The 23629-nt window shown below is 59.4% G+C and carries 21 protein-coding genes and 2 pseudogenes; 13 read left to right on the plus strand and 10 right to left on the minus strand.

The window, feature by feature from the left end; all coding sequences use genetic code 11:
• The 8 genes and pseudogenes from P3H15_RS00005 to P3H15_RS00040 form a co-directional block, all read right to left on the minus strand.
• Nucleotides 1–204: pseudogene (locus P3H15_RS00005) on the minus strand (aspartate aminotransferase family protein); the annotation flags it as partial.
• Nucleotides 201–662, minus strand: coding sequence for an Lrp/AsnC family transcriptional regulator (locus P3H15_RS00010; protein ID WP_124391986.1), 462 nt, complete (start codon nucleotides 660–662; stop codon nucleotides 201–203). The gene P3H15_RS00010 and the pseudogene P3H15_RS00005, both read right to left, overlap by 4 nt.
• Nucleotides 663–805: 143 nt before the next feature.
• Nucleotides 806–2326 (minus strand): annotated as a pseudogene (locus tag P3H15_RS00015) (APC family permease); the annotation flags it as partial.
• Nucleotides 2327–2402: 76 nt separating this feature from the next.
• A complete protein-coding gene (locus P3H15_RS00020; RefSeq protein ID WP_276135382.1) occupies nucleotides 2403–2780 on the minus strand; it encodes a cupin domain-containing protein in 378 nt (125 codons plus the stop codon).
• Nucleotides 2777–4201: an FAD-binding oxidoreductase gene (locus P3H15_RS00025; RefSeq protein WP_276135383.1), complete on the minus strand. Its 1425-nt coding sequence runs from the start codon at nucleotides 4199–4201 to the stop codon at nucleotides 2777–2779. The genes P3H15_RS00020 and P3H15_RS00025 overlap by 4 nt, the downstream gene beginning before the upstream one ends.
• A gap of 186 nt (nucleotides 4202–4387) precedes the next feature.
• The gene (locus tag P3H15_RS00030; RefSeq protein WP_276135384.1) at nucleotides 4388–5842 is read right to left on the minus strand and encodes a family 43 glycosylhydrolase; all 1455 of its coding nucleotides are present in this window, start codon (nucleotides 5840–5842) and stop codon (nucleotides 4388–4390) included.
• Between the two features lie 125 nt (nucleotides 5843–5967).
• On the minus strand, nucleotides 5968–6399 hold the full coding sequence (locus P3H15_RS00035) for a nitroreductase/quinone reductase family protein (protein WP_276135385.1): 432 nt from the start codon (nucleotides 6397–6399) through the stop codon (nucleotides 5968–5970).
• 56 nt (nucleotides 6400–6455) lie between these two features.
• On the minus strand, nucleotides 6456–8270 hold the full coding sequence (locus P3H15_RS00040) for an MFS transporter (protein WP_276135386.1): 1815 nt from the start codon (nucleotides 8268–8270) through the stop codon (nucleotides 6456–6458).
• 358 nt (nucleotides 8271–8628) lie between these two features.
• On the opposite strand from P3H15_RS00040, the gene P3H15_RS00045 reads away from it, so the two are divergent.
• Complete coding sequence (locus P3H15_RS00045; RefSeq protein ID WP_276135387.1) at nucleotides 8629–9027, plus strand: hypothetical protein; 399 nt, start codon at nucleotides 8629–8631, stop codon at nucleotides 9025–9027.
• Here P3H15_RS00045 and P3H15_RS00050 read toward each other — a convergent pair.
• Nucleotides 9011–9514: a hypothetical protein gene (locus tag P3H15_RS00050; RefSeq protein WP_276135388.1), complete on the minus strand. Its 504-nt coding sequence runs from the start codon at nucleotides 9512–9514 to the stop codon at nucleotides 9011–9013. The genes P3H15_RS00045 and P3H15_RS00050 overlap by 17 nt on opposite strands.
• A 782-nt stretch (nucleotides 9515–10296) precedes the next feature.
• Between P3H15_RS00050 and P3H15_RS00055 the strand changes: the two genes are divergently transcribed.
• The 12 genes from P3H15_RS00055 (at nucleotide 10297) to P3H15_RS00105 (ending at nucleotide 22509) form a co-directional block, all read left to right on the plus strand.
• A complete protein-coding gene (locus P3H15_RS00055) occupies nucleotides 10297–11820 on the plus strand; it encodes a sugar transferase (protein ID WP_276135389.1) in 1524 nt (507 codons plus the stop codon).
• Between the two features lie 147 nt (nucleotides 11821–11967).
• Nucleotides 11968–13113: a galactonate dehydratase gene (gene dgoD, locus P3H15_RS00060; protein ID WP_276135390.1), complete on the plus strand. Its 1146-nt coding sequence runs from the start codon at nucleotides 11968–11970 to the stop codon at nucleotides 13111–13113.
• A 70-nt stretch (nucleotides 13114–13183) separates the two neighbouring features.
• Nucleotides 13184–14383 (plus strand): O-antigen ligase, encoded by a 1200-nt coding sequence (locus P3H15_RS00065; RefSeq protein ID WP_276135391.1) that lies wholly within the window; start codon nucleotides 13184–13186, stop codon nucleotides 14381–14383.
• A gap of 16 nt (nucleotides 14384–14399) precedes the next feature.
• Entirely contained in the window at nucleotides 14400–14888 is a 489-nt protein-coding gene (locus tag P3H15_RS00070) for a serine acetyltransferase (protein WP_276135753.1), read from the plus strand.
• Between the two features lie 247 nt (nucleotides 14889–15135).
• Nucleotides 15136–16269, plus strand: coding sequence for a hypothetical protein (locus P3H15_RS00075; protein ID WP_276135392.1), 1134 nt, complete (start codon nucleotides 15136–15138; stop codon nucleotides 16267–16269).
• A gap of 87 nt (nucleotides 16270–16356) precedes the next feature.
• Complete coding sequence (locus P3H15_RS55745; protein WP_369426186.1) at nucleotides 16357–17484, plus strand: lipopolysaccharide biosynthesis protein; 1128 nt, start codon at nucleotides 16357–16359, stop codon at nucleotides 17482–17484.
• Nucleotides 17485–17825: 341 nt separating this feature from the next.
• Complete coding sequence (locus P3H15_RS00080; RefSeq protein ID WP_276135393.1) at nucleotides 17826–18521, plus strand: hypothetical protein; 696 nt, start codon at nucleotides 17826–17828, stop codon at nucleotides 18519–18521.
• The gene (locus P3H15_RS00085) at nucleotides 18518–19279 is read left to right on the plus strand and encodes a WecB/TagA/CpsF family glycosyltransferase (RefSeq protein ID WP_276135394.1); all 762 of its coding nucleotides are present in this window, start codon (nucleotides 18518–18520) and stop codon (nucleotides 19277–19279) included. The genes P3H15_RS00080 and P3H15_RS00085 overlap by 4 nt, the downstream gene beginning before the upstream one ends.
• Nucleotides 19276–20205 (plus strand): glycosyltransferase, encoded by a 930-nt coding sequence (locus tag P3H15_RS00090; RefSeq protein ID WP_276135395.1) that lies wholly within the window; start codon nucleotides 19276–19278, stop codon nucleotides 20203–20205. The genes P3H15_RS00085 and P3H15_RS00090 overlap by 4 nt, the downstream gene beginning before the upstream one ends.
• Nucleotides 20192–20875, plus strand: a complete 684-nt coding sequence (locus tag P3H15_RS00095) for an acylneuraminate cytidylyltransferase family protein (RefSeq protein ID WP_276135396.1) — start codon at nucleotides 20192–20194, stop codon at nucleotides 20873–20875. Before P3H15_RS00090 ends, P3H15_RS00095 begins: the two co-directional genes overlap by 14 nt.
• Before the next feature lie 3 nt (nucleotides 20876–20878).
• Nucleotides 20879–21607: an SDR family NAD(P)-dependent oxidoreductase gene (locus P3H15_RS00100; protein WP_276135397.1), complete on the plus strand. Its 729-nt coding sequence runs from the start codon at nucleotides 20879–20881 to the stop codon at nucleotides 21605–21607.
• Nucleotides 21608–21663: 56 nt separating this feature from the next.
• Nucleotides 21664–22509, plus strand: a complete 846-nt coding sequence (locus P3H15_RS00105; protein WP_276135398.1) for an SMP-30/gluconolactonase/LRE family protein — start codon at nucleotides 21664–21666, stop codon at nucleotides 22507–22509.
• Between the two features lie 295 nt (nucleotides 22510–22804).
• Here the strand turns inward: P3H15_RS00105 and P3H15_RS00110 are convergent, their stop codons facing one another.
• Nucleotides 22805–23551: an SGNH/GDSL hydrolase family protein gene (locus P3H15_RS00110; RefSeq protein WP_276135399.1), complete on the minus strand. Its 747-nt coding sequence runs from the start codon at nucleotides 23549–23551 to the stop codon at nucleotides 22805–22807.
• Between the last annotated feature and the right edge of the window lie 78 nt (nucleotides 23552–23629).

Below are 23629 nucleotides of genomic sequence, written 5' to 3' on the forward strand. Positions count from 1 at the left end.
GTGCCCGGCCTGCACGACGAACAGCCCGGACAGCCCGTCGAGGTAACTCTTGCCGGTGGAGTCCCAGATCCGGGCGCCGTCGCCGCGGGTGATGATCGGCGGGGTGATGCTCTCCCCGTGCCGGGAGAAATGCCCCCACAGATGGCGTCGGGCGGACGCCTCGAGCTGGGCGGACGTGCGCGAGGAGGTGGTTTCTGTAGTCATCGGGTTCCCCAATCATATTGCTGCTTGACAAGTTTCAGGTACACCATCGTCTCGGTGCCGAGCACGCCGGGAATGGTGCGAATCTCTTTGTTGAGCACGGTCAGGAGGTGGTCGTCGTTCTCGCACACGATCTCGGCCAGAATGTCGTAGGCGCCCGCCGTCAGCACGACGTAGTCGATGGCGTCGACGTCGGCGAGCCGGGCGGCGATCTCGGTGACGTCACCCGAGCAGCGGATCCCGACCATGGCCTGGCGGGAGAATCCCACTTGAACGGGGTCGGTGACCGCGACGATCTGAGTGACGCCGGTGTCGATCAGCTTCTGCACGCGTTGGCGTACAGCCGCTTCCGACAATCCGACGACCTTGCCGATGGCGGCGTATGACCGTCGTCCATCCTCTTGAAGTTGCTCGATGATTTGCTTGGACACGGGATCGAGAGACGCGGGCTGCTCAGACATGGTCGAATCCTCCCTTGATCACTGTGTCGAAGACAATCGGTTCTTACTGTGTCGAAGACAATCGGTTCTTACTGTGTCGAAGACAATCGGCTCGGACGTTGTGGGAAACTATCGCCTCTTCCCGGTGGCTTCGGCGCTCCTTGCTCGGGCACCTTCACTTCCGTGTCGGCGGTGAGCGTGCGTCCGCGGAAGAAGTTCCCGGTGCCGGTGGCGAAACACAGCAACATCAGGGGGATTCCGACGACCAGCATTCCGACGCCGAGAACGAACACGCCACCGAACGGGCCGAACGCGGTGAATCCGTAGTCGGGACGCAGCATGTCGACGGCGCTCTGAACGAAGGCCCACGTCATGCAGAGTGCGCCGAGTAGCGGGAAGATGCCGCGCATGAACAGATTCCGGGTCGAGTCGAACAGTGTCCGCCGACAATACCAGACGCAGGCGTACGCGGTGATGCCGTAGTAGAACGCGACCGCGAGCCCGAGCGACGCCACCGAATCCTGCAACGCGTTGGAACTGGCGAACGACAGCACCAGGTAGAACAGCAGCGCCGCCGCCCCCATGACGAGGGTTCCGAAGCCGGGTGTCATGTATCGGGGGTGCACGGACGCGAACCGTTTCGGCAGCGCCTCGTAGACCGCCATCGACAGCGTTCCGCGCGCCGTCGGCAGGATGGTCGTCTGGGTGGAGGAGAGCGCGGAGATCGACACCGTCAGCAGCAGCAACGACGCGGCCACCGGCCCCGCGACCGGCCCGCCCAGGGTGGTCAGCACGTCGTCGACGTTCTCGGGGTTGTTCAGTCCGATCCCGGTGTCGCCGAACCCCGCGAACGACTGGACCGCGTAGCCGACCAGGACGTACGTGGCCACGAGGATGACCGTGGTCAGCACCGCGGCCCGGCCCGGTGTCCGCTCGGAATCCTTCGTCTCCTCACCCACGGCGAGGCAGGCGTCCCACCCCCAGTAGATGAAGATGCACAGGATGATCGCCTGCGCGGCACTCGACATCGAGACACCGGTCGGGATGATCCAGTCGAGTTGCGGGGTGACCGCCTGCGGGCCGGCGGTGCCGCCGAACACCTTCGACAGCGCGAGGACGCTGACACCGACGAGGACGGCGAACTGCACGGCGATCAGGACGTTCTGCAGCCGTTCGCTGATGAGGATGCCGCGGAAACTGACGTACGTCATGGCCGCGATGAAGAAGCATCCCAGCAGTACCTTCGCGGCGAGCGACTCGGCCGCCGCGTGCAACCCGAGAACCTCGAACAGGTAGATCGCGGCGATCTCCGCGGTGTTGGCGAGGACGATGATCGCGGACACGGCGAGTCCCCACCCCGCCATCCAGCCCACCCACGGACCGAACGCCTTGGTGCCCCAGGTGAACGAGGTCCCGCAGTCCGGGGTGTCCCGATTCAGCTCGCGATAGGCGAACGCCGTGAGCAGCATCGGAATGAACGCGACGAGGAACATCGACGGCGCCTTCTCGCCGACCGCCAGCACGACGTACCCCAGCGTCGCGGCGAGGCTGTAGGCCGGCGCGACGGACGAAAGCCCGATCACCGTGTTGCCGATCAATCCCAGTGCGCCGCTGTTGAGCCCCTTCGCGGGGCCGAGCGGATCGGGGGTCTGGGTCTTCAAGGGGGGTGGTTCGGCAATGCTCATTCATACTCCCTCGAGGTGTGGCTGTGGGTTTGAGTGCCCGGGCAGGTGTGGTTAAGGGGTGCAGTGGTTTTCGTGGCTACGTGGCCGGCGCGGCGAGGAATACCTTCCGCAGCGTGTCGCGCACGATCCACCGGGTCTTCTGGCCGGCCCGCACGCGCACGACACTTCCGGGACCGAGGTCGAGATCCGGGGTGTCGTCCTCGAACTGCACGGTCGCGTCGCCGCTGAGCACCACGAACACCTCGTCGATCTCGACGTCGCACGACACGCTGGGCTCGATTTCCCACACGCCGACGGTGATCCCGGCGAAGTCGCCGAGCACTCTTTCGCCGACCATCGGCGCTCCCTCGCCGACGACCTGGTCGCCGGGCAGGCGGTGGTAGGTGAGATCGGCGGTTCGAGCCGCGGTGTGCGGTCCGGAACACCAGGACCCGTCGGTGTGGACGGCGGTCACGAATCGAATCCCAGGCCGACGGCGTCGAGGGCCTTGAGGAAGACGTTCCGTCTGCCCTCGTTGTGGTCGGCGCGATCGAGCGACCAGCGGGTGGCGTTGATGCCCACTGCCGCCAACGGCTCCGGCGGGAAGGGAAGGGGCATGTCCTTCACCAGGGCCAACTCGGTCAGGGCCGTCTTCTCGCCCGCGACCTTGTCGAGCATGACGTTCGCCGCGAAGCGCGAGGCGCCGACACCGAGACCGGTGAAACCGGCAGCGTAGGCGATCCGGCCCTTCGCCGCGGACCCGAAGAACGAGCAGAAGCGCGTCGACGTGTCGATGACGCCGCCCCACCGGTGCGTGAACTCGAGGCCCTCGAGCTGGGGGAACGTGGTGAAGAAGTGCCGCGCGAGCCTCCTGTGGGACTCGGGGCGGTCTTCGAGGTCGTGGTTCAGGCCGCGCCCGAAGTGGTAGATGGCGTCGTATCCGCCCCAGAGGATCCTGTTGTCCCGGGTGAGCCGGTAGTAGTGGAACTGGTTGGACATGTCGGAGATGCCCTGTCGGGCAGACCATCCCACCTCCGCGAGCTGGGCATCGGACAGCGGCTCGGTCATGAGGACGTAGTCGTACACCGGAACCGTGTGCAGCCGGTACCGCTTCAGCAGGGACGGAAAGGCGTTGGTCGCCAGAATCACTCGGTCCGCCGACAGCGTCGCGCGCGCCGTCCGGACGCCCACCCGGGACGACGATCGGGAGCGGACGAGGTCGAGAACCTTGGTGTGTTCATGGATCTCGACGCCGTGCTCCGCGCAGACCCGGCCGAGTTCGGTGGCGAGCTTGGCCGGATGCACCAGCGCGGTGGACGTCTTGTCCCACACCCCGGCCAGATACGTCGGCGAGTTCACCTGGGCGCGCATCGCGGGCCCGTCCAGCACCGCGGTCGTCGCGCTCGGCGGGGTGCCGAGCGCTTCCTCCGCCTGGTAGTCGGCGATGGCGACCGAGATGGCGCCGTTCCGTTCGAAATCGCAGTCCAGGCCGAGGGTATGGACCGTCTTCTCGATGGCGTCGAGGTTCTCGAGCCCGAGCGATTCGAGTGTGGCGATCTCCTCCGGCCAGCGTCGGCGGCCGTTCTCGCTGCCGTGGGTCAGGCTGGCCTCGACGAAACCGCCGTTACGGCCGGAAGCGGCCCACCCGATAGTCTCGCCCTCCACGAGGGCGACGGACAGTTCGGGGTGGCGTTGCTTGGCGAGGAGGGCGCTCCAGAGTCCGGTGTAGCCGCCGCCGACGACCACCAGGTCGTATGCGGCGTCGGCCGTGGCGGACGGGTAGGTGGGGGTGTCGGCGACGTCCTCGATCCAGAACGGTGCCAACCGGGTGCGCCGGAGCGCATGGTCGACAACCGTGGCGTTCGGTTGTTGCTTCTCGAACACTGTCTGCAGCATGTAGCACCTTTGTCGATGGACTGACCGAAGGTGACGTGTGAGGCACGTCACCGTGGCCCCTATCCTGACGTGGAGTCGCCACTATTTCAATAGCAAATGAGGAAAATCGTTACTGATTCCGTGGTTGATATCGGATTTGGGAACCGAATCGGTTGTCCGAATCGGCCAGCGTCGAACCGCCGGCCGTCAACGCGCGAGCTTGCCGAGGTGCAGCGACACCGACCGGACCGGGCTGATCCTCGCCGCGTCGCCGGTCTTGACGGCGTGGATCGTGCCGAATTCGACGGTCTCGTCGGGGTAGCTGCCCGCGAAGGCGTAGGCGTAGTACGTTCCCGCGACAGCATCACTGGGCACCGTGTACGTGACGGCCTCCTCGAGAACCTCGCCGGGTTGAAGGTCGACGTCGATCGGCCCGAAGAACGGATCGCTGGTCCGGTTGTCGGGCGACACGGCGCTCACCCACACCTGGCCGGTGTAGGGGCGATCGTCGGGTGCCTCGACGAGCATGGTGGCGTCGACGGTCCCGCCGTCCGCGGGCAGCGTCGTGTCGGAGTCGGCGCGCAGCGTGACCCGCACCGGCAGATCCGTGTCAGGGTTCGCAGGCCCGGTCGACGCGGGCGAACCGTCGCCGACCTCGGGCCAGCCGTTCGCCCAGACGATCCGGTCGATCATCCCCTCGCGGCGCCGGGCTCCGCTGGGCAGATCCCGGTTGTCGCGCGGAATGGCGTGGTACACGATCCAATCCGCGCCCGCGTCGTCGGAGACCACCGTGTTGTGGCCAGGCCCGGCCCACGGTTCGCTGCCGGCGAGGATGAGGGCGCCGCCACCGTCGTTGAGGTCCTGGCCCTTCCGGTCGAGGTACGGCCCGGTGAGTGATTCGGACCGGCCGACGAGGACGCGGTAGGCGGTGTCGGCGCCGTTGCAGCAGTTGCCTGCCGAGAGGAACAGGTAGTAGTAGCCGTCGTGGAATTCGACGTAGGGACCTTCGAAGCGTTCGTCGGCGACGCGTACGGGTTCGCCGGCCGCCGCGGTTCCGTCGGCGCTGAGCGGGATCGCGTGGACGCCCTGGAAGTTGCCGACGAACATCGTCTTCGTCGTTCCGTCGTCCCACACGAACGGGTCGATGGTGCCGCCCACGCCGACGTCGTGGGCGCAGAAGACGGGCCGGCCGAGGTCGTTCCACGGTCCGGTGGGCCTGTCGGCGGTGGCGAGGCCGATGCAGGGATTCGCGTCGTCGTAGAGCGAGTAGTAGAGGCTGTAGCGGCCGTCGGATTCGAGGACGTTCGGTGCCCACGCCAGCTTGCCGTCCGGATGCCACGCGGGCCTGTCGGGGAAGACGTCGCCGAGGTACATCCAGTCCATGAGGTCGGCGGACTTGAAGATCGACATGTTGTGCATGCCCTGGCCGTCGCCCCAGTCGTCGGCGGTTGTGTACATGTAGAACATGCCGTCGGAGGCGCGGACGACGCTCGGGTCGGCGGCCACCGGTTGCACGATGGCTTCGGCCGTTGCCGACGGGGCAGGTGCAAGCGTGAGGACGAGTAGCGTCAGGGCCGCGGTGATCCACCCGCGCCGCGGCAGGTGCCGGGTATGGGACCTGTGCAACCCGGATCTGTGCAGCGCAGCATCGTCTGTGTCCACGTTGCTCCCAACCTCGGCCCGCCCGGAATGCGCAAATCTATAAGGGTGAGGTCGAGGTTGAGGGCGGATCCGGCTCACTGGCGCCGGACTGCAACCGAACCGTGTTCTGAGGGCGGTGACCGGTGTCAGCTCGTCGGTTCGAGCAGGACCAGAGGGATCTCGCGGCTGGTGCGCTTCTGGTAGCCCGCGTAGCCCTTGTAGGCGGCGGTCACCTGCGGCCACAGACGGGCCCGCTCCTCGGGGGTTGCCACGCGGGCGCGCATGGACTGCGCCGGCTGCCCCTGGACCGAGAGCTGGACCACCGGGTTGGCCTGCAGGTTGAGGAACCACGCGGGGTGGCGGTCGTCGCCGCCGCGCGAGGCCACCACGACTCGGGTGTCTCCCTCGGTCACCGGCACGGTGAGCATGACGCTGTGCACCTTCCCGGACTTGCGGCCGACGGTGGTCAACTCCACCGCAGGCATCTTGCCGAAACTCCGCCCGACCCGTCCTCCCGTGACGCGCAGGAGGACGCGGTGTGCGGCGTTCATGAACTTGAGTCCGCGGTCCGAAGGCATGGTGTCAGCGTAACGAGGTCGGCGCCCAGCGGAGGCCGGCTCCGCCGAACCTCACCTCATCGCACCGCTGGTTGCTCGTCGACGAGTTCGCTCGGACCGATTCCCGCCTCGCCGGCGATTCCGGCGAGTTCCGCACCCACCGATTCCCGCGGCTCTTCGGCCGTCGGGTTCTTCTGCGGGCCGGTGAGCAGTGAGGCGATTCCCCCGATCACGCAGGCGACGATGGCGAACGCGAACGCCATGGCCAGTCCGTCGGCGAACGGTCCCGAGATCAGTTGCGGGAAGAAGTCCAGGCCGGTCAGGTGTGCCTGCTGCTGCTCGCTGAGTGCGGACAGGTTCGGTCCGAGCAGTTCCTGGATCGGGTTGACGCCGAGGAAGGCGGCGAACAGGACGGCGACGGCGGGCAGGTTCGCGATCTGGGTGGCCTGCGCCGCGGGCACCCCGTTCGCGATCAGTCCGTCGCTCATCGCCGCCGGAAGGTTGGAGTTGAGTCCGGCGATCATCAGGCTGAAGAAGAATCCGATCGACAGCACCATCGCCGCGTTCTGGAAGGTCGTCATCATGCCCGCGCCGACGCCGCGTGCGTCTGCGGGAAGGCTGTTCATCACCTCCGCCCGGTTCGGCGCGGAGAACATGCCCATGCCGATCCCGTTGATCAGCAGGATCGCGGCGAACGCCCAGTACTCGAAATCGACCGGCAGGGCGATCAGCAATCCGAAGGTTCCCGCGGTGATGAATATGCCGACGCTGGTGAACCACTTGGTGCCGAACCTGTCGGAGATGACCCCGGACACGGGCGCCGACATCAGGAATCCGATGGTCATCGGCAGCATGTAGATGCCCGCCCACAGCGGAGTGCGGCTGTAGTCGTAGCCGTGCTGCGGCAGCCAGATGCCCTGAAGCCAGATGATCAGGATGAACTGCAGCCCGCCGCGGCCGAGCGACGCGACCAGATTGGCGATGTTTCCCCAGGTGAACGACTTGATTTGGAACAGGTGCAAGTTGAACAGGGGATTGGCGACCCGGGTCTCGATGACGCAGAAGGCCGCGAGGACGGCGAGACCGCCGAGGAGGCACCAGAGCACCAGCGGACTGGTCCAGCCCATCGACGAGGAGCCGTACGGCTGGATGCCGTACGTGATGCCGACCAGGACGGCGATCAGTCCGACGGCGAACGTGACGTTTCCCCACCAGTCGATGTCGGCGTGCCGGCGGACGCCGGTGTCGCGGAGTTTCAGGTACGCCCAGATCGTGCCGACCACGCCGAACGGGACCGAGACCAGGAAGATCAGGTTCCAGTGGATCGGCGCGAGGATGCCGCCGATGAGCAGGCCGAGGAACGATCCGGCGATCGCGGCGACACCGTTGATGCCGAGCGCGAGCCCGCGCTGATCGGCGGGGAAGGCGTCGGTGAGGATTGCCGACGAGTTCGCCATCAGGAAGGCGCCGCCCACCCCTTGGACGACGCGCCACCCGATGAGCCACAGTGCGGCCTCGGAGCCGTCGAACCACGTTACTGCCAGGAAGATCGAAGCGATCGTGAACACGGCGAAACCCATGTTGTACATCCGGGCGCGGCCGAACATGTCGCCGAGCCGTCCGAAACTGACGACCAGCACCGCGGTGACGACGAGGAAGCCCATCATCATCCACAGGAGGTAGCTCGTGTTGCCGGGTTCGAGTGGGTTGAGGTGAATGCCTTTGAAGATGTCGGGGAGCGCGATCAACACGATGGACGAGTTGATCGTCGCCACCAGCATGCCGAGGGTGGTGTTCGACAACGCAATCCACTTGTAGTGCGGGCCGAGTTCGTCGAGCGCCGTGGTGCGTTCATCGTTCGGGACGGCAGGTTCCTGCGTCTGCGAGACCAAGGAGTTTCACCTCTGGGCTTTCATAGTTTTCAAAAGTAAGTAAACGAAAAGCAAAGTGTTCGGCTGTCGCGTGCGTTCTTGCGGATGACATTCGGCCGACCGCGACATCCTCCGGTCGGAGATGCCCGGTTTGTCCGTTATGTCGGTGTCGCTCAATCGGTTCCGCCGAGCGACGTGGATCAGCTTTGGATGATACGACGTCTCGATCCACCCCGCAGCCCCAGGCGCTGTGACGTCACCGTCGGCCAATCGGGGGACAGTCGAATCATTCGGTTCTCGGCCCGATCGGGGGACAGTCGTGAGGCCCGATTCGCGACAGGATGATCTTCATCCGGGGGCCGGCAACAGGATGAGGAAGATGTCGACGATTGCGAGCACGACCCTGGCCGAGTTGGCATCCGAGTGGTGCACCGAGGCGGAGATTCAGGCGGAGGCATCGCCTGCGTCGGGCGGACGGAACGCGACCCGGAGTGTGTTGTTCATCGGTAACCCGTCCACCGTCACCGAGGTGACGCACTGGGCTGCCGTGCGGCACTGGACGGTGGAGCAGGGGCTGAAACCCGTCCGCGAGTTTCGCGGCGACGTGGTGTGCGCCATCGTCACCGAGGCCGTTGCCGACGGCACGTGCCCGTCGGCGGATGCGGCGGTGGTGCAGCGTGCACGCGCCCGCGGCCTGGACTGCATCCCGGTCTACGACATCGAGCCGTGGGGGACCGCCCGGTTGTCCTGCGTGCGGCCGTCTACGTCGGCTCCGTGAGCGCCCGCTGGGCGGCGGGCCAGAACTCGAATCCCGCGGTCATCAATCCGCCGAGTCCGATGATGACCACCGCGGCGTCGACGCTCGTCCGCCCCTCCTTCGCCCAGTAGACGTCTTCGAGGTCGAGCAGCAGGGCCAGTTCGTCGACGATGAGCGCGGTGCCGACACGGTACGAGATCGGGACCGTCGGATGGCGGCGTTGCTTCTCGGAACCCCGCACCGCCACGGCCCCGACACCGGCCAGCGCGGCGATCCCCAAGTTGTAATGGTGGAAATGGCGGCCGTGGAGACTCAACCCACCGCCCGCAGGCCCGTGCCCGCGCCTGATCCAGTGCGTCAACGCCCGCACTCCGGCAAACGTCGCCGTGAACGCCGCCCACGACACGACCGCCGACTGCTCACTCGGGTCGAGCTTCCTCCGCCACGCCGCACGCAGACGGCGCAGGCGACTGCGGTGGGATGCATCGTCGAGCGGGCCAATGGTCACGGCGTCAATCGTGCCACTGACGTGCGCGGCTTATCTGCAAATCGTCCAGTGAATATTGGACAGCCGAAGATGTGAACTCGGAAATGAGGCGCCGCCTCGGTAAAGCACTTCTCGCTGTGCCCGCCCTCCGAGTCGGAGAGCGGGCCAATTCTTCGCTAAGTATTGACGCTGCCGAAATTCAGCGCGTGCACCAGTTCCGAGCCGAACGAGAAAAGCATTCCCCAAGGGGTATTCCAAAAGCTGTCTCTATTCATGTGCGCATTCTCTTCTGTTGTTGTGATGGTTCGGCGCCGATCGTAGAGCGGTCGATACGGCACCTACGTAGCCAGTGCCCCAATGTCATTCACGCGAATGACAGAGTGTGGCCCACAGTCTGGGTATGTTTGCGGCCGCGTACTCATCGGTCACGGTCGCCACGCGACTTCACCGAGTGGGGCTGCGCGCGAACATCGCCGTCTCGCCGCGGATCTGACTCGTGAGTAGGGTTGTGCAAAATACCGAAGTTCTGTTCGGCGTGCCAGGACTTTCGACCCTATTCAGATCGCAGACCATGATGTAGAACGTGTCATTCGTTCGATATATAGAGCTGTGACCTGCACGGGAACCTGTTCTCGCGCTTGATGTCCCACGCTTGTGACGTTCGCCACTCGATGCGTAACGAAGTTGGTTGAAGGTGCGATCATCATCTCGGCAGCAATACAGGGGGGCGGTCGTCATCTACCGCCAACAGTCGGAAGACAGCAGCGCTAGCCGACTTATTGGTTCTCAGGTGGAAGGCACGAATGGTGACCGCATTCGATGTTCCGCTCGGCCCTGCATCAGGCGCGCCGGGCGCGACAACCGTCTCTTCGGAGACGGGGCGACTCGGGAGTCGTCGAGAGTGGCAGGCGGCGTATATCCGGCGTCTGTTGATCTCTGACACCCTGGTAGTGATTGCCGCCGTCGCGTTGGCCCAGTGGATTCGCTTTGGCGACAGCGGTGTTCTGACCACCGGCCAAGCTCTCCACGAGCTGAGTTACACACTGGTTTCTGCCCTGCTGGTAGTTGCGTGGCTGGTGACGCTGGTGATCTTTCGGACCCGCACCATCCGGGTCATCGGTAGTGGTCCCGACGAGTACCGCCGGATCTTCGTATCGACGGTGCGTCTTTTCGGGTTCATTGCGATCCTTGCTCTCCTTTTCCGGCTCGACCTGGCACGCCTATATCTGGCCATCGCGTTCCCGGTGGGCTTGGTTGCCCTGATGGTGAACCGCTGGGTGTGGCGCAAGGTGGTCGCGCGGAAGCGTTCGCGGGGAGAGTTTCAGACGTCCGTCCTGGTCGTAGGTGGTGAACGCTCGGTGCGAAATCTCGCCGAATCTTTCGCCCGCGGCACTGCTGACGGATACCGCGTTGTCGGCGTGTGCATCCCAGGGCATACCGGTAAACACGGCGACAAGATCACCGTGAAGGGGCGAGAGATTCCCGTTCTCGGAGACGAGCAGGACGTCGTGGAGTCGTTGGAGTTCTGCCAGGCAGACACGGTGGCAGTGACAGCAACCGAGCACCTGGGGCATGACGGAATGCGCGACCTGGCGTGGGCGCTAGAGCCTCATCACGTGGACCTCGTGGTAGCCCCCGGGATGATGGACGTGTCGGGTCCACGGCTGTCGATGCGCCCGGTCGCCGGCCTGCCGCTGATCCATGTGGAGAAGCCGCAGTACCACGGTGCGCAGAGGTTCTCGAAGCTGTCCTTCGACTTCGTATTCGCGACACTCGCGTTGATTCTGATCAGCCCAGTTTTGTTGTTCGTCGCACTGGCGATCAAGCTGACCAGCAAGGGCCCGGTCTTCTACAAGTCGGAGCGGATGGGCCTGGACGGCAGGCCGTTCCCGATGCTCAAGTTCCGCAGCATGGTGGTGGACGCCGACAAACAAGTCGCCTCGCTGATGAAGGCCAACGAGGGCGCTGGAGTGCTGTTCAAGATGCGCGAAGACCCGCGGGTGACGAAGGTCGGCCGATTCATGCGCAAGTTCAGCATCGACGAACTGCCTCAATTCATCAATGTCCTCCGTCGCGAGATGAGCGTAGTCGGTCCTCGTCCGCCACTGCGCCGGGAGGTCGAGGCTTATGACGGCACCGTTCGGCGTCGGCTCCTTGTGAAGCCAGGTGTCACCGGGCTGTGGCAAGTGAGTGGGCGCTCGGATCTCTCATGGGAAGAAACTGTGCGGCTCGATCTCTCTTATGTGGAGAACTGGTCGATGATGGGGGACTTACTCATCATCGGAAAGACGATGCGTGCGGTGGTGGCGGGCGATGGCGCGTACTAGCGCCCGCAACGGTTCTGAATGACCGGCCATCTCAGCAGCCAGTACGGGGACCAGAGCTCGATCGGAGCAAGTTGTATTCGGAGCACCGCGGGTGCTAGCTACATGCGAATTCGAACACGAACGACAAAGGATGAGGTACTCGCGCCCATGAAGATTGTGAAGATGGAGACCTTTGTGGTGCCCCCACGTTGGCTCTTCTTGCGTCTCGAAACGGACGAGGGAGTCGTTGGTTGGGGTGAGCCGATCATCGAGGGTCGCGCTTCTACCGTCGAGGCCGCAGTGGAGGCGCTCCGGCCGCTGCTAATCGGCGCAGATGCGGACCGTATCGAAGACATCTGGCAGGCATGCACGCGCGGTGGATTTTATCGCAACGGGCCCATCCTAAATAGCGCGGTCGCCGGGGTCGACCAGGCTCTCTGGGATATAAAGGGCAAAGCGCTCGGGGTACCTGTTTATCAACTGCTAGGAGGTCGGGTCCGGGACGGGATCGACGCGTATTCCTGGATTGGTGGCGACAGCCCGCAGGAGGTATCCGAGCATGCCATTCAGCGCCTTGAGGAGGGTTTTCAAAAGTTCAAGATGAATGTCGGCGGCGTCCTTAATCATTTGGAGGGGACGCGCGCGATCGACGAGATAGTGAAGCGAGCAACGCTCGTCCGTGAGGCAATCGGCGATTCCGGTGACTTTGCAATCGATTTCCATGGAAGGACAAGTTTCGCGCTCGCTAAAAAACTCCTAAAAGAAATGGAGGACGTCTCCCCGCTCTTTGTGGAGGAGCCACTTGTGCCGGAACTGTCGTTTCGCATTGGAGCCCTCTGCGAGTTGACGACAATCCCAATTGCAACGGGTGAACGCCACTACTCGCGTGGAGAATTCATCCCGTTGTTGCAGTCCGGTGTATCGATCGTGCAGCCGGATGTCTCACACGCAGGCGGCATCTCCGAGACACGCCGCATTGCGGCCCTAGCCGAGGCTTTTGGCGCTGCGTTAGCGCCGCACTGTCCATTGGGACCGATTGCGCTATCTTCTTCACTTCAGATTGACTTCATGTCTCCCAACGCAATATTTCAGGAAACCAGCCTAGGAATACACTACAACGCTGGCGCTGACTTGCTTGACTATGTCTGTGATCCCCAAGTATTTGAGCTATCTGATGGCAGATTTACGCCATCCGCTCTTCCCGGTCTCGGGATTACGGTTGACGAGAATCGCGTTCGCGAAATGAGTGAGATCGGGCATTCGTGGACGAACCCGATCTGGCGTCGGGCGGACGGTTCCCTTGCCGAGTGGTGATGGTGCTGGGAACTACCTGCAGAGCGACGAAAATGAGACCCAGGTGTGCGGTCGATCAGGCGGACGATTGGTGGCCATATTCATCGCAGTATTTCTTGTGCTGTGGATGCTGTCCTTCGATCAATACCTGTATTTCCCAATCCTGGCACTGTGGGCAATCGGACGGGATCGGAAGAGGTTTGGTCGGCTTCTGTTCCCACTGCACTTAATTCTTCCGGTTGCAGTCATTGTCGTATTGGCGACTTCCGCGCTAGTCTGGACTGAATATGTTGGTAATGCCGTACGAACACTAAATGTTTGGGGCACCGGGCTACTGATTGTAGCCGCTATTTATAACGCCTCCCACCAAACCCGATCTGTATTCTTCCGTGTACTCATCTCGATCTGGCTCCTATCGCTAGGCGTATACGTTCTAAGCCTATCCGCGCCAGCGATAACTGACGCCATTCTTGGTGCAAAGATCCCGTCCGGATTCTCTTCTTCGACGAGCTTATCCACGCCAAGCCTGTTCTATGATATTGAGGTCCTGAGGCCAATAGGATTCGCGCTATACGCAAATGAGTTGGCACTGTTCGGGTTGATCGCAGTCGCGCTATATATCTACAACGACCGGGTGCGCTCCAAGTGGACCGTCATAACACTGGTTACTCTCTCGTCCGTCGGGTTACTTCTATCTACTAGTCGGTCGATTATCCTGACCTATGCACTGGTCACCCTGCTCGTTGTCGGCCTCCGTACAGGAGCGAAAGGCCCCCTAAAGAGCAGTCGTGTCGTGATGTATTCCGCATCAGTCCTCGCTCTCCTCGGGATAGTGGCGTTTCTCTTTCCGAACCTCTGGCAGGACATCAACTACGCGCTAGAAAATGTCGCTGACGCCCGGTATGGCGCAAGCGCGGATCTGCGGGAGCTCTCGTACACAAGAGGATTAGAGCTGTTTTCCGAGAACCCAATTGGTGGGGTCGGTGGTCTGCCAAACCTCGCACATATTCAGGTGGGGTCGCACAGCCTGCCAGTGAGTATCGCTGTCCGACATGGTGTCGTGGGCATCGTGGGGTTGGCAGTACTTCTGGTGTCGGCAGCGGTGCTCGGCATGCGCGCTGTTCTCGGCGGAGGAACCGGACAGGCACGTCTCGGCATAGCGCTGATCATCTCCGTCATCGCATCCGCAACCATCCAGTTCGACGATGACGCATTACCTTTTGTTGCCTTTATGTCAGCGGTCGCCCTGCTGTCATCCGATATGGGAGGAGAGCGCCTTGACGGCGAATGAAAAAGGATGTTCGGTGATGCGCTACGAGTGGCAATGCAACCGTGGCTACTTCAAGAGTCAGACCGTGGTTACCCTCTTCCGGTTCGCCCAATACCTGCGAAACGGTCCTTCGATCATTTCGAAGACTATATATCCACCATTCTACGTATTCTATAAGATCGTGGTCGAGTGGGTAATAGGAATCGAACTTCCGCCTTCAACGAGAGTCGGACGCGGCCTCCGGATCAGACACGGTATCGGAATCGTCGTAAATCCCAGGGCCATAATTGGGGAAGATGTCACCATTCGTCAAAACGTCACGATCGGAAATAGGCACCGCGACGATGATTGCCCTAAAATTGGCAACAATGTGGAACTCGGGGCAGGCGCGATACTTATCGGTGCAATAACGGTCGGAAGTAACGCGAAGATCGGGGCGGGGGCAGTTGTGGTATTCGATGTTCCGGAATCGGGTGTGACAATTCCGGCGCGAGCAAAACTGAAAGTGTCGGGACATGATAAGTAGGACAACTAGGACCCTGAGATATATCAGGCTAGCCTGCGATCTTCTCAGTTTGTCGGCGAGAATTATAACGTTCGGCGGCCTCGCTCTATCGGCGTCTCTACCCTTGGTGCTGTGGAGGCGCGCGGGCAGGATTGCCAAGATTTGCATAGCCGCATTCGCTCTGGCGTGCAGCAGCATTTCAATGATGGTTGGACTTAACGCGGCGCGAAGAAGAACGGTGCCGGCAAGGCGGGAAGATCGTCAGGTCGTGTCTCGCGCGATTGACTTAACATATCGCAATCCGCGATGGGCGGCAGAGAACCCGAGTGCAGTTTCGTTGTTCAAACCCGACGAAGAATGGCATGACTACCTGAATGCTGATGGTTTCGTGGACCAATATTCAATTACGGGTACCGCGAGGTTGGGTACGGATCGACAGCAGGCTGAAGCATTTGACGTCATAGTCCTACCGTCTGCCCGCTATCACGTAACCGAATTGGCTCCCGTAATTGCTCAACTGCGCAATCTTGGAGTCAGCGCGGCGCTGGGATTCGACAGCAACTCCACAGATGGCATGCTCGCCGAAGCGGAGCGGTTCTCGCTCGATTGTGTACGGATGGCGGAGTACACATCCGCTCCAGGCGCGGTCCTAGTCATGAACGATTGGGGAGCCACCCGCACATATCTTGAGAGTGCAAGGCGTAGGGGAAGCAAAATCATCGCAAAGGTGGAAGGCGCTCAGGACTTTGCTAACCGCGAGACGCTGCGGTGGAGACTTCCGTATACATTCGCCGACCTTGTCCTGTTGCAAGGAGAGTTCGATGAGCAAAATATCATGGTGGACAACGCGATAACTGTCGGATCCATACGAACCGAACAGATTCTGGATGCGGCGGAGCGAAGAATTCTCGAGGAGCCAGTCCGGCCGGCGGTGACGAACTTCAACTTTGCATACGGTGTTCATCCGAGAGCGGAGTCGAAATGGTACCGGGACGTGAGGGACGTTCATGCATCTCTGGGCTACCGATTACACGTCAACGTGCATCCGGCGGTCACAGCCGCCTTTGTGGACGGCCGGAGCTCATGGCCCCTTGCTCTGGATCTCGAGACATCAGACGTTCTGATTAGTCGCGCGAGCACCGCTATTTTCGATGCATTGGCGATGGGTCGTCGAGTGGCCTACTTCAGGCCGGAAAAAGAAATGGTCTGGCAATCAGTGGAGTGGACGACAGGCGTGCCTAGCATCGACACGCCGAGAGAACTGAAGGAATTCTTGGTAGGCCGAAACACCTATTGGGAACCCAGGGCGGGTCAGGAATTTCTCAAGAAGAATTTCGTGTCGGTGTTTCCCAATGTAAGCGCTGTTGAACGTGTGGCGACTGCAATCGCAAGCGGGTTGTAGATGTTGAAGACAAGCCTAGATGTCCGCTCGCATTGGCGTGAGGCAGCGGTGTTGTCCGCGATACTGTATCGCGGAAGTACGGTCATTATGGCCGGATTTTTCGCTTTGAGTTACTCCCCATCGACCTTCGCGCCGATTGCCATTCTTACTGTGTTCACGCCAGTCGTTACATTGGTAGCGAGTCTTGGTTTGGATCAAGCATATTTTCGTCAACTAGTTATATCTAAGGCAGTCCGAGCCTCGCGGCGAGACATCGTGGTGCTTTCGATAGTCCCGATAGCGATTTTACCGTTGATGCTAGCTGTATCTTCCGTAATCGCGAACATGCTGGGTATGTCCCAACTGCTGCTTCTGTTGTCGACTCTATGCGGGACACTTGTCGCAGGATCAGTGCTGCCTCTCAGTGCATATCTGCGAGCACAGAGGCGAACAGTAAGCTATCTGGCGCTGTTCGCGAGCGTAGCGGCTGTAAGTGTATGCGTACGCGGTGCTGCTCAGTACCTCGGATTACCGGCTGGATTTGCTTGGCTATTAGGCGACTTCGCAGTCGGAGTGCTGGGCGTGGTGCTTGCTATTTTCTGGCACCGAAGGAGTAGTTCCACCGCCGCGAAATCAAGCTTTGGGGAACTGGTCAGTTACGGTGTGCCAATCACCATTCACGGAGTATTTCAATGGGTGTTGGGTAGTGCAGATAGGATCATCTACGCTGTCATACTTTCGCCAGCAGCGGTCGGTACTTATGGGGCCGTGTATCAATTTTCGGGAATATTTGGTGCCGCGGCATCGGAGGTAAATAAGTCCGGACTCCACAGGTACCCGGGTTGTCAATCTGCTGAACTCCGGCGATTGATGCGAAGAGACCGAGCCATCTTCATCGCAATATGGGCAGCTGGCTTGCCTGCGGCGCTGTTGGCATTCGTGGTTCTCCAAGCGCACGGGTATGAGGATGCGATAAAGCTTGGGACCTGCTTGTATGCGAGTTTCCTTCCGCTGGCCTTCTACTTGCCACTCGCGAACACTGTAAGTCTGTTGCACGGAAACTCCCGCTGGATGAGTATCTCCAGTGCTGGAGGTGCGGGCGTAAACGTAATTCTAAATATCCTGCTCGCGCCTGTATTCCAGCTATACGCAGGTGCTATTGCGAATGCTTTCGGCTACGCCGTAATGATGTTCGCGTTATTCCTTTTGCTTCGTCGAGGGAGTGTTCGTCAATGAGTACACCAGTGATATATATATTTAGTGGCGTTCGATGGGACTTCACTTGGCAGCGGCATCATTCGCTAGCACGCGCGGCGAGGTCCTCGGGATACCAGGTGTATTTTATCGAGCCCGCGCCTCGTAGTTTGGCACATATTCGATCGTTTGTGCTTGATAGGCTGCGGAATCTTGGAACTAGTTCGCAGGGTCGAATTGTTCAGGAGCGAATCGAGGGAGTGAAAGTCATCTCAGCGATTGGCTTTCTTTTCGCCGCGATACGAGGGTGCACGCCGACTGCAGACCTCGCACTATTCTATGTTCCTTCGAATTGGACGCGGATCGCCCTTCGTCTCGTTAGGGTGACCCACCCCATATATGACCATGTTGTTGATTGGGAAAACGCTCCCAAAGACTGGTTCCCCCCAAAGTCGGCGAGGAGCGTAGAGCGTTGGTTTGGGAAAAGAGTGCGAGATGGCAAAGGGACGATCACCTCTGACAGCGTCATGCTGAAGGAGCGTTGGTTGAAAGAAGGCGTCCAGTGTCAGGTTGTACTTCCCGCGGCCGACGAGGAGTTTATCGATACGGACTGGCCCATCGGCGATCCCAATGTAGTCGGATACTTCGGCTCGGTGCGGGAAGCCGAGATCGACTTGAGTTCGTTTCTGAGACTGATTGATTTGGGATTTCAGGTGAACATCGTGGGCCCAATCGACGGCGGGGCACTAGCAGTGCTGGGCAACTCGAAGGTCGCTTGTCTGTCCGGCGTAGACATCGGAGGTTTGCCCGCCAAGATGAAAATGTGGGGAATGATAATCCTTCCGTATCGTGAAACGTCGCGATCTGCGTCCATAGTTCCCGCCAAACTCTGGAATTGTCTCGCGACCCGGAAGACAGTACTCGTCGGTGGCCTGATGATTCCAGCAGAACTTACGCAGTACGAGGTTGAATCGCCAGTTATTGGCTACCGGGCGTTCAATATATCTCAGAAGTCTGAAAACGTTCCGAGTTGGACTGATCGCTTCAAACAAATTCTGACTTCGGGAGATCTTGCGTGATAACAGACGTCGCAGGCTTTAGGCTTTGGTCAACAACGTATGTGCGTATTCTCGAGATTCATGTTGATGCGGTTTTCGGCGGTAATCAATTCGTTTCGTATGCCCTGCACATTGGTGGCCTCAACCATCGAAATGATATAGAGTTTCGACAGGTGATGAACTTAGCTGATATCACGTACCCAGACGGTGCCTCGATATCTATGTTGGCCCGACTGTCTGGCGCCCGTTCGGTTGAACGATGCCCGACGACTGATTTGGGCCACGATCTTTTGATCGAGTGCGCACGCCGTAATGGTGGAGAACGACTCCGAGTCGCGCTTATTGGCGGGACTGAGGAGTTGGTCCGGCGCGCACGTTTTGCATTCGAGATTCAGTACGGCGTCGAGATCGTTTTTGCGCACAATGGATTCGACCCGATGTCCGACGATAGCTTCTCGAACCTGAGGTCGGCGAATCCTCATGTTGTCGTTGTTGGGATGGGGATGCCGATCGAAGCAAAATTCGTTGAAGCCAGCCGGCATTTGCTGCCAGAATGTCTCATTCTAACTTGCGGGGGCTGGATGGGCTTCGTCGTTGGGGACGAGAATAGGGCCCCGAAGTTTCTGCAAGACCATGGTGGTGAATGGCTATTTCGGTTAGCTCAATCGCCGAGGCGTCTGTTCCGGAGGTATTGGAGCGGGATTGGTTCCTTTGGTCGAGTCGCATGGGAAATTACAAGTGGGAAATTTGATTCGCGCGCTGAAAGGGTTGTGAAATGAAGGTGTCAGCGGTCGTGAGGTGCCTAAATGAGGCGCAACATATCGGTCGGCTCGTTGAGGGCATGAGGAAGCAGAGCGTACCGGTAGGCGAACTGATATTTGTCGACTCCGGATCAACGGATGGCACCTTGGATATTATCTCAGATCTCGGTGACAAAGTTGTGCATATTGACCGCTCTGAATTTTCATTTGGTCGTTCGTTGAACCGTGGAATATCCGAAGCGACGGGCGATGTTGTCCTGATTTGCAGCGCCCACGTTTATCCTGTTTACGATACTTGGGTGCAAAAACTAGTCGAGCCGTTCTCTCGGGACTCTGTAGCTTACGCATATGGTCGTCAGGAAGGCGATCACAGAACAAAGTTCTCGGAATCGAGGGTGATGGAGTCCTGGTTTCCATCAGAATCGATTCATCGGCAACCGTACGCTTTTGCCAACAACGCAAATTCCATTATTCGGAGGAAGGTTTGGGATAGCAGGCCCTTCGATGAGTCGCTGACCGGGTTGGAGGATGTGGATTGGGCGAATTATGTCATCAAGTCGGGTCTTGACATCTCATATCAAGCTGAGGCCGTGGTAAAGCACGTACACGAGGAATCCTGGTCGACGATACGCAATAGGTACCGGCGTGAAGCAATCGCATACAAGAGAATCATTGAATCCTCTAGTCTGTCTCTTTTGTCTGCGTCTGGTCTCGTGGCGGCGAACGTTATCCAGGACTATGTCTCTGCTACGCGACGGGGTGTCCTTTTTCCGCACTTTTTTGATATTCCGGCGTTCCGATTTTGTCAGTTCATCGGTGCATGGCAAGGCTTCAACGGCAATTTACCAGAGGCCGACTTATTGTCGAGGTTTTACTATCCAAGTAAACGTGTTAGCGAAAGCGGCACAGTAGACGGTCAGGAGATTGAATATGCTGGAGAATAGTGTTGTAGCCGTAGTGCCTATCAAGAAGAATAGTGAGCGTGTTCCAAACAAGAATTTTCGAGATCTCGGCGGCCGTCCCCTCTATCGGTGGCTTTTGGACACGCTAATGGAATGTCGAACTCTGTCGGGCATCCTTGTTGACACAGACAGTGACGAACTGCTGGAGCAGTTGAGTTCGCTATATCCAGAAATCAGGGGACGTCGGAGGCCCGACCGATTGGCTGGTCCGCTTACATCGATGGATGAGGTCCTCCGAGAACTTGCACCGGATGTGACCGGAGATATCATTGTGCAGCTGCATGTAACGAACCCGTTCCTTCGCGCGGATACCATCGACCGTGCCGTGAAGTCCTATTTGGATGGACGGTCGGACAGCCTATTCTCTGTGTCTGAAATTCGGGGACGCTTGTGGAGTGAGGATATCCGTCCACTCAACCATGATCCCGCAATAATGGAACGTACGCAGGACATGGCGCCCGTATACAAAGAGAACTCTTGCTTCTTCATCTTTAAGCGGGATGCCATGTTGGAAAAGGGAATGAGGGTGTCCGGTGATGTCAGCGTATTTCCAATTGGTGACCTCGAAAGCACGGATATTGATACCCAGGACGATTTTGAATTTGCGGAAGCACTCGCATTTTCTCGATTGACTGTCGACGGACGGATCTGATTAATGGAAACTGTAATTGTTACGGGGGCTGCAGGTGGAATCGGGTCGCTAGTGGCGCGGCATCTGTCAGCTACTCATCACGTGATTGGATTGGATGTGTCACCCTCGCCGGAGGTTACTCACCGAGTCGATCTCTCGTGCCTCGCCGAAGTGAGACAATTTGTCGAAACCGGCGGTTTTCTGGATACGCGCGCCATCACGGGAATAGTGCACTGTGCGGGAGTTCAGTCGAAGGGCAGCGTTGGTGAGTTGGGTACGGATGCGTGGATTTCCCTGCTCAACGTTAACGTTCGCTGTATTGATGTCCTCGTGAATGAGATCGTTAGGCGTAAGTCGCCGACTGATCTTTCGGTAGTCGTCCTCGGTTCAGTTCATTCAACGGCAACTTCGCGAAATGCGCTAGGGTACTCGGTTTCCAAGTCTGCGCTGGCTGGCTGGGTTAGAGCCGCGGCGCTTGAGTTGGGGCCGGCTGGGGTGAGGGTAAACTGTGTATCGCCGGGTGCGATAGCAACGGGAATGCTCGAAGAAGGCCTCAGCCGGAGAGACGGAGACACTGGTCCAAATCTGCTGAAGCAAATCGCTTTTCGGACGCCGATGCGCAGGCTTGGTTTGCCTAGCGATCTTTTCTCGGCGGTATCGCTTCTACTCGATACTGAGGCTTCAGGTTTCATGACGGGGAGCGAGATCGTTATCGATGGCGGAGTCTCGATCTGCCTTGCATCGGAAGTGTAATCAATGGATGCAGAGCCAGCAGCTGGTTTAATAATCTATGCCTTAGGAGGTGTTAAGTGGACTTCCCTATTCTAGGGGTGGAGGATCTTTCGTATCCTGAAGCAGTGTCGCTCGATAGATATGAGTTGGGTGAGGGGCCGCTATGGGACGACGCGCGCAAAAGGCTAACGTGGGTCGACATCTACAGCGGTTCAGTTTGGGAGTCCGATCCCGAGCTGATTCAGCCAGTATGCGTGGCGTCTTTCGATTCACCGGTTTCATGCGTTCTGCGTGTCAATAACGAGCTCTTAGTCGCGGTGGGTGTTGAACTATACCGCGTAACTGAGCCTGGTCCCGTGTTTGTTGCTTCGTTGGCCAATGAAGTGACAGGCGCCATCCGCTTTAATGACGGGGCGGTGGACGCTTGGGGACGCGTTTGGATTGGCACGATGTCCGAGGACGGACGGCGCGAAGCCTGGCTGTATCGCCTCGATGCAGATCGTAGTGTCATGGTGAGAGAGTACGGGCCCGTCACGATCTCGAATGGAATCGGCTGGTCCCACGACAATACAAAAATGTTTTATGTCGATACACCTACCCGTATGGTGATGGTGTTTGAGTATGGTCCCGATGGCATTTGTGGTGACCCGCAGGTCTTTGCGGACTTAAGCGAATTTGACGGAGAGCCGGACGGATTGGCTGTTGACTCCGCTGGTTCTGTTTGGATTGCAATGTGGGGTGGAGCGCAGCTACTTGAAGTGAGCGGCAGTGGTGTTAGGCGGCACAAACTTCCCTTCTGTCAGCCTACGTCTATATGTTTTGGTGGAGCTGATCTTATGGATATCTATGTCACTTCGGCGTATCGATCGCTGGCTCGACCGAATCATTTCGATGGTCGAGTTTTCAAGTTTCGCAGGATTTAGATTTCTTGGCGTGGTTGGAGCATCGTCGTCCGATAATTGGAGCTTGGCATTTTGTAAGGCTGGCGGTGGTCCGAAAATCTGTTTGATTAGCGTATTGTTTCGGCCAATGTGGCCGATTCTGGCATGATAATAGATCGTGATTATCCTGTAGGAGGTATTCCCTGAACTTTGACGCCGTAGCTTTGGGTCAAATTGGTTGGCATCCGTAGTTGGGTAGTGGTGACTTGGTCAGTGACCTACTTATGTCTGGTCGACTGCAATTGAAGTCTCGGTTGTCTGCAGACTGCGGAAATCATTAGCGCGCGTGACTGGCAAGCTGGAGGGCATCGCGCAAGCGGGGCTCGATGAGGTTGGCCATATATTTGTGTCCTTCATTGGTAGGATGAATTTCGTCCTCGCCTATTAGCGAAGAATTTTTCCCGAAGAACCAACCCTCACCAATAGGATCTACGAACACTGCACCGGCTGCCATCGCTGCAGGCTTCAATTCATCTCGTAATCGGATGATCCTCTCGGGTACGTCCTCATTGATCCAAGCGGGAGCAATTACAATAATTGCTGCGGTAGGGGCGATCCGACGTATTGCAGCGTAGGTTGCGCCAGCCGATTCCTGGATGCGCATGTTCGCGTCAGTTCGACTGCCAAACATAACAACGACGTCAGTATCGGCGCTAATGATGCTCTCAAGATCCTGACCGAACGTCTTGTTTCCCGCTCCTGGGTTCGCGTAACCCGAACCAGGCCTTCCCGAAACGGCGACGAGGACGGGATGTTCGGTGGTATAAAGGCGATTCTCCAATAGTGCCGGCCAACCGGAGCTCCCGAACCCGCCGACCTCTGTGCCGCTGGTGTATGAGTCTCCGATTACGGCGACTTGAACCGCGTTGATGGAGTCGGCTGATGGTGGCGTTGTGTAATGGGACGTGTAGTCGGTCTCGCTTCGCGTTGTGGACACGATGATTCCGGCACCCACAAGGATCAAGGCGGCGGAGATGGAAAGTATGCCTGCAACGATCCAAGCCTTGTCTGTCAAACGACTCATTTGGGCTATTCTTCCCTACCGCTCTCGTGCGCAATGCATCGCGTTGATCAACGCACGAAGAGGGAGGGGGCGTTCGTG

It is taken from the genome of Rhodococcus sp. T2V (assembly GCF_029269925.1).
Taxonomy (GTDB): domain Bacteria; phylum Actinomycetota; class Actinomycetes; order Mycobacteriales; family Mycobacteriaceae; genus Rhodococcus_F; species Rhodococcus_F koreensis.

What these genes read in the sequence shown, in the direction of transcription:
- P3H15_RS00010 (WP_124391986.1), bottom strand. Translation starts at nt 662, where the DNA reads ATGTCTGAGCAGCCCGCGTCTCTCGATCCCGTGTCCAAGCAAATCATC.
- dgoD (WP_276135390.1), top strand. Translation starts at nt 11,968, where the DNA reads ATGAAGATTGTGAAGATGGAGACCTTTGTGGTGCCCCCACGTTGGCTC.
- P3H15_RS00090 (WP_276135395.1), top strand. Translation starts at nt 19,276, where the DNA reads ATGAAGGTGTCAGCGGTCGTGAGGTGCCTAAATGAGGCGCAACATATC.
- P3H15_RS00100 (WP_276135397.1), top strand. Translation starts at nt 20,879, where the DNA reads ATGGAAACTGTAATTGTTACGGGGGCTGCAGGTGGAATCGGGTCGCTA.
- P3H15_RS00025 (WP_276135383.1), bottom strand. Translation starts at nt 4,201, where the DNA reads ATGCTGCAGACAGTGTTCGAGAAGCAACAACCGAACGCCACGGTTGTC.
- P3H15_RS00110 (WP_276135399.1), bottom strand. Translation starts at nt 23,551, where the DNA reads ATGAGTCGTTTGACAGACAAGGCTTGGATCGTTGCAGGCATACTTTCC.
- P3H15_RS00035 (WP_276135385.1), bottom strand. Translation starts at nt 6,399, where the DNA reads ATGCCTTCGGACCGCGGACTCAAGTTCATGAACGCCGCACACCGCGTC.
- P3H15_RS00055 (WP_276135389.1), top strand. Translation starts at nt 10,297, where the DNA reads ATGGTGACCGCATTCGATGTTCCGCTCGGCCCTGCATCAGGCGCGCCG.
- P3H15_RS55745 (WP_369426186.1), top strand. Translation starts at nt 16,357, where the DNA reads ATGGCCGGATTTTTCGCTTTGAGTTACTCCCCATCGACCTTCGCGCCG.
- P3H15_RS00095 (WP_276135396.1), top strand. Translation starts at nt 20,192, where the DNA reads ATGCTGGAGAATAGTGTTGTAGCCGTAGTGCCTATCAAGAAGAATAGT.
- P3H15_RS00070 (WP_276135753.1), top strand. Translation starts at nt 14,400, where the DNA reads ATGCGCTACGAGTGGCAATGCAACCGTGGCTACTTCAAGAGTCAGACC.
- P3H15_RS00045 (WP_276135387.1), top strand. Translation starts at nt 8,629, where the DNA reads ATGTCGACGATTGCGAGCACGACCCTGGCCGAGTTGGCATCCGAGTGG.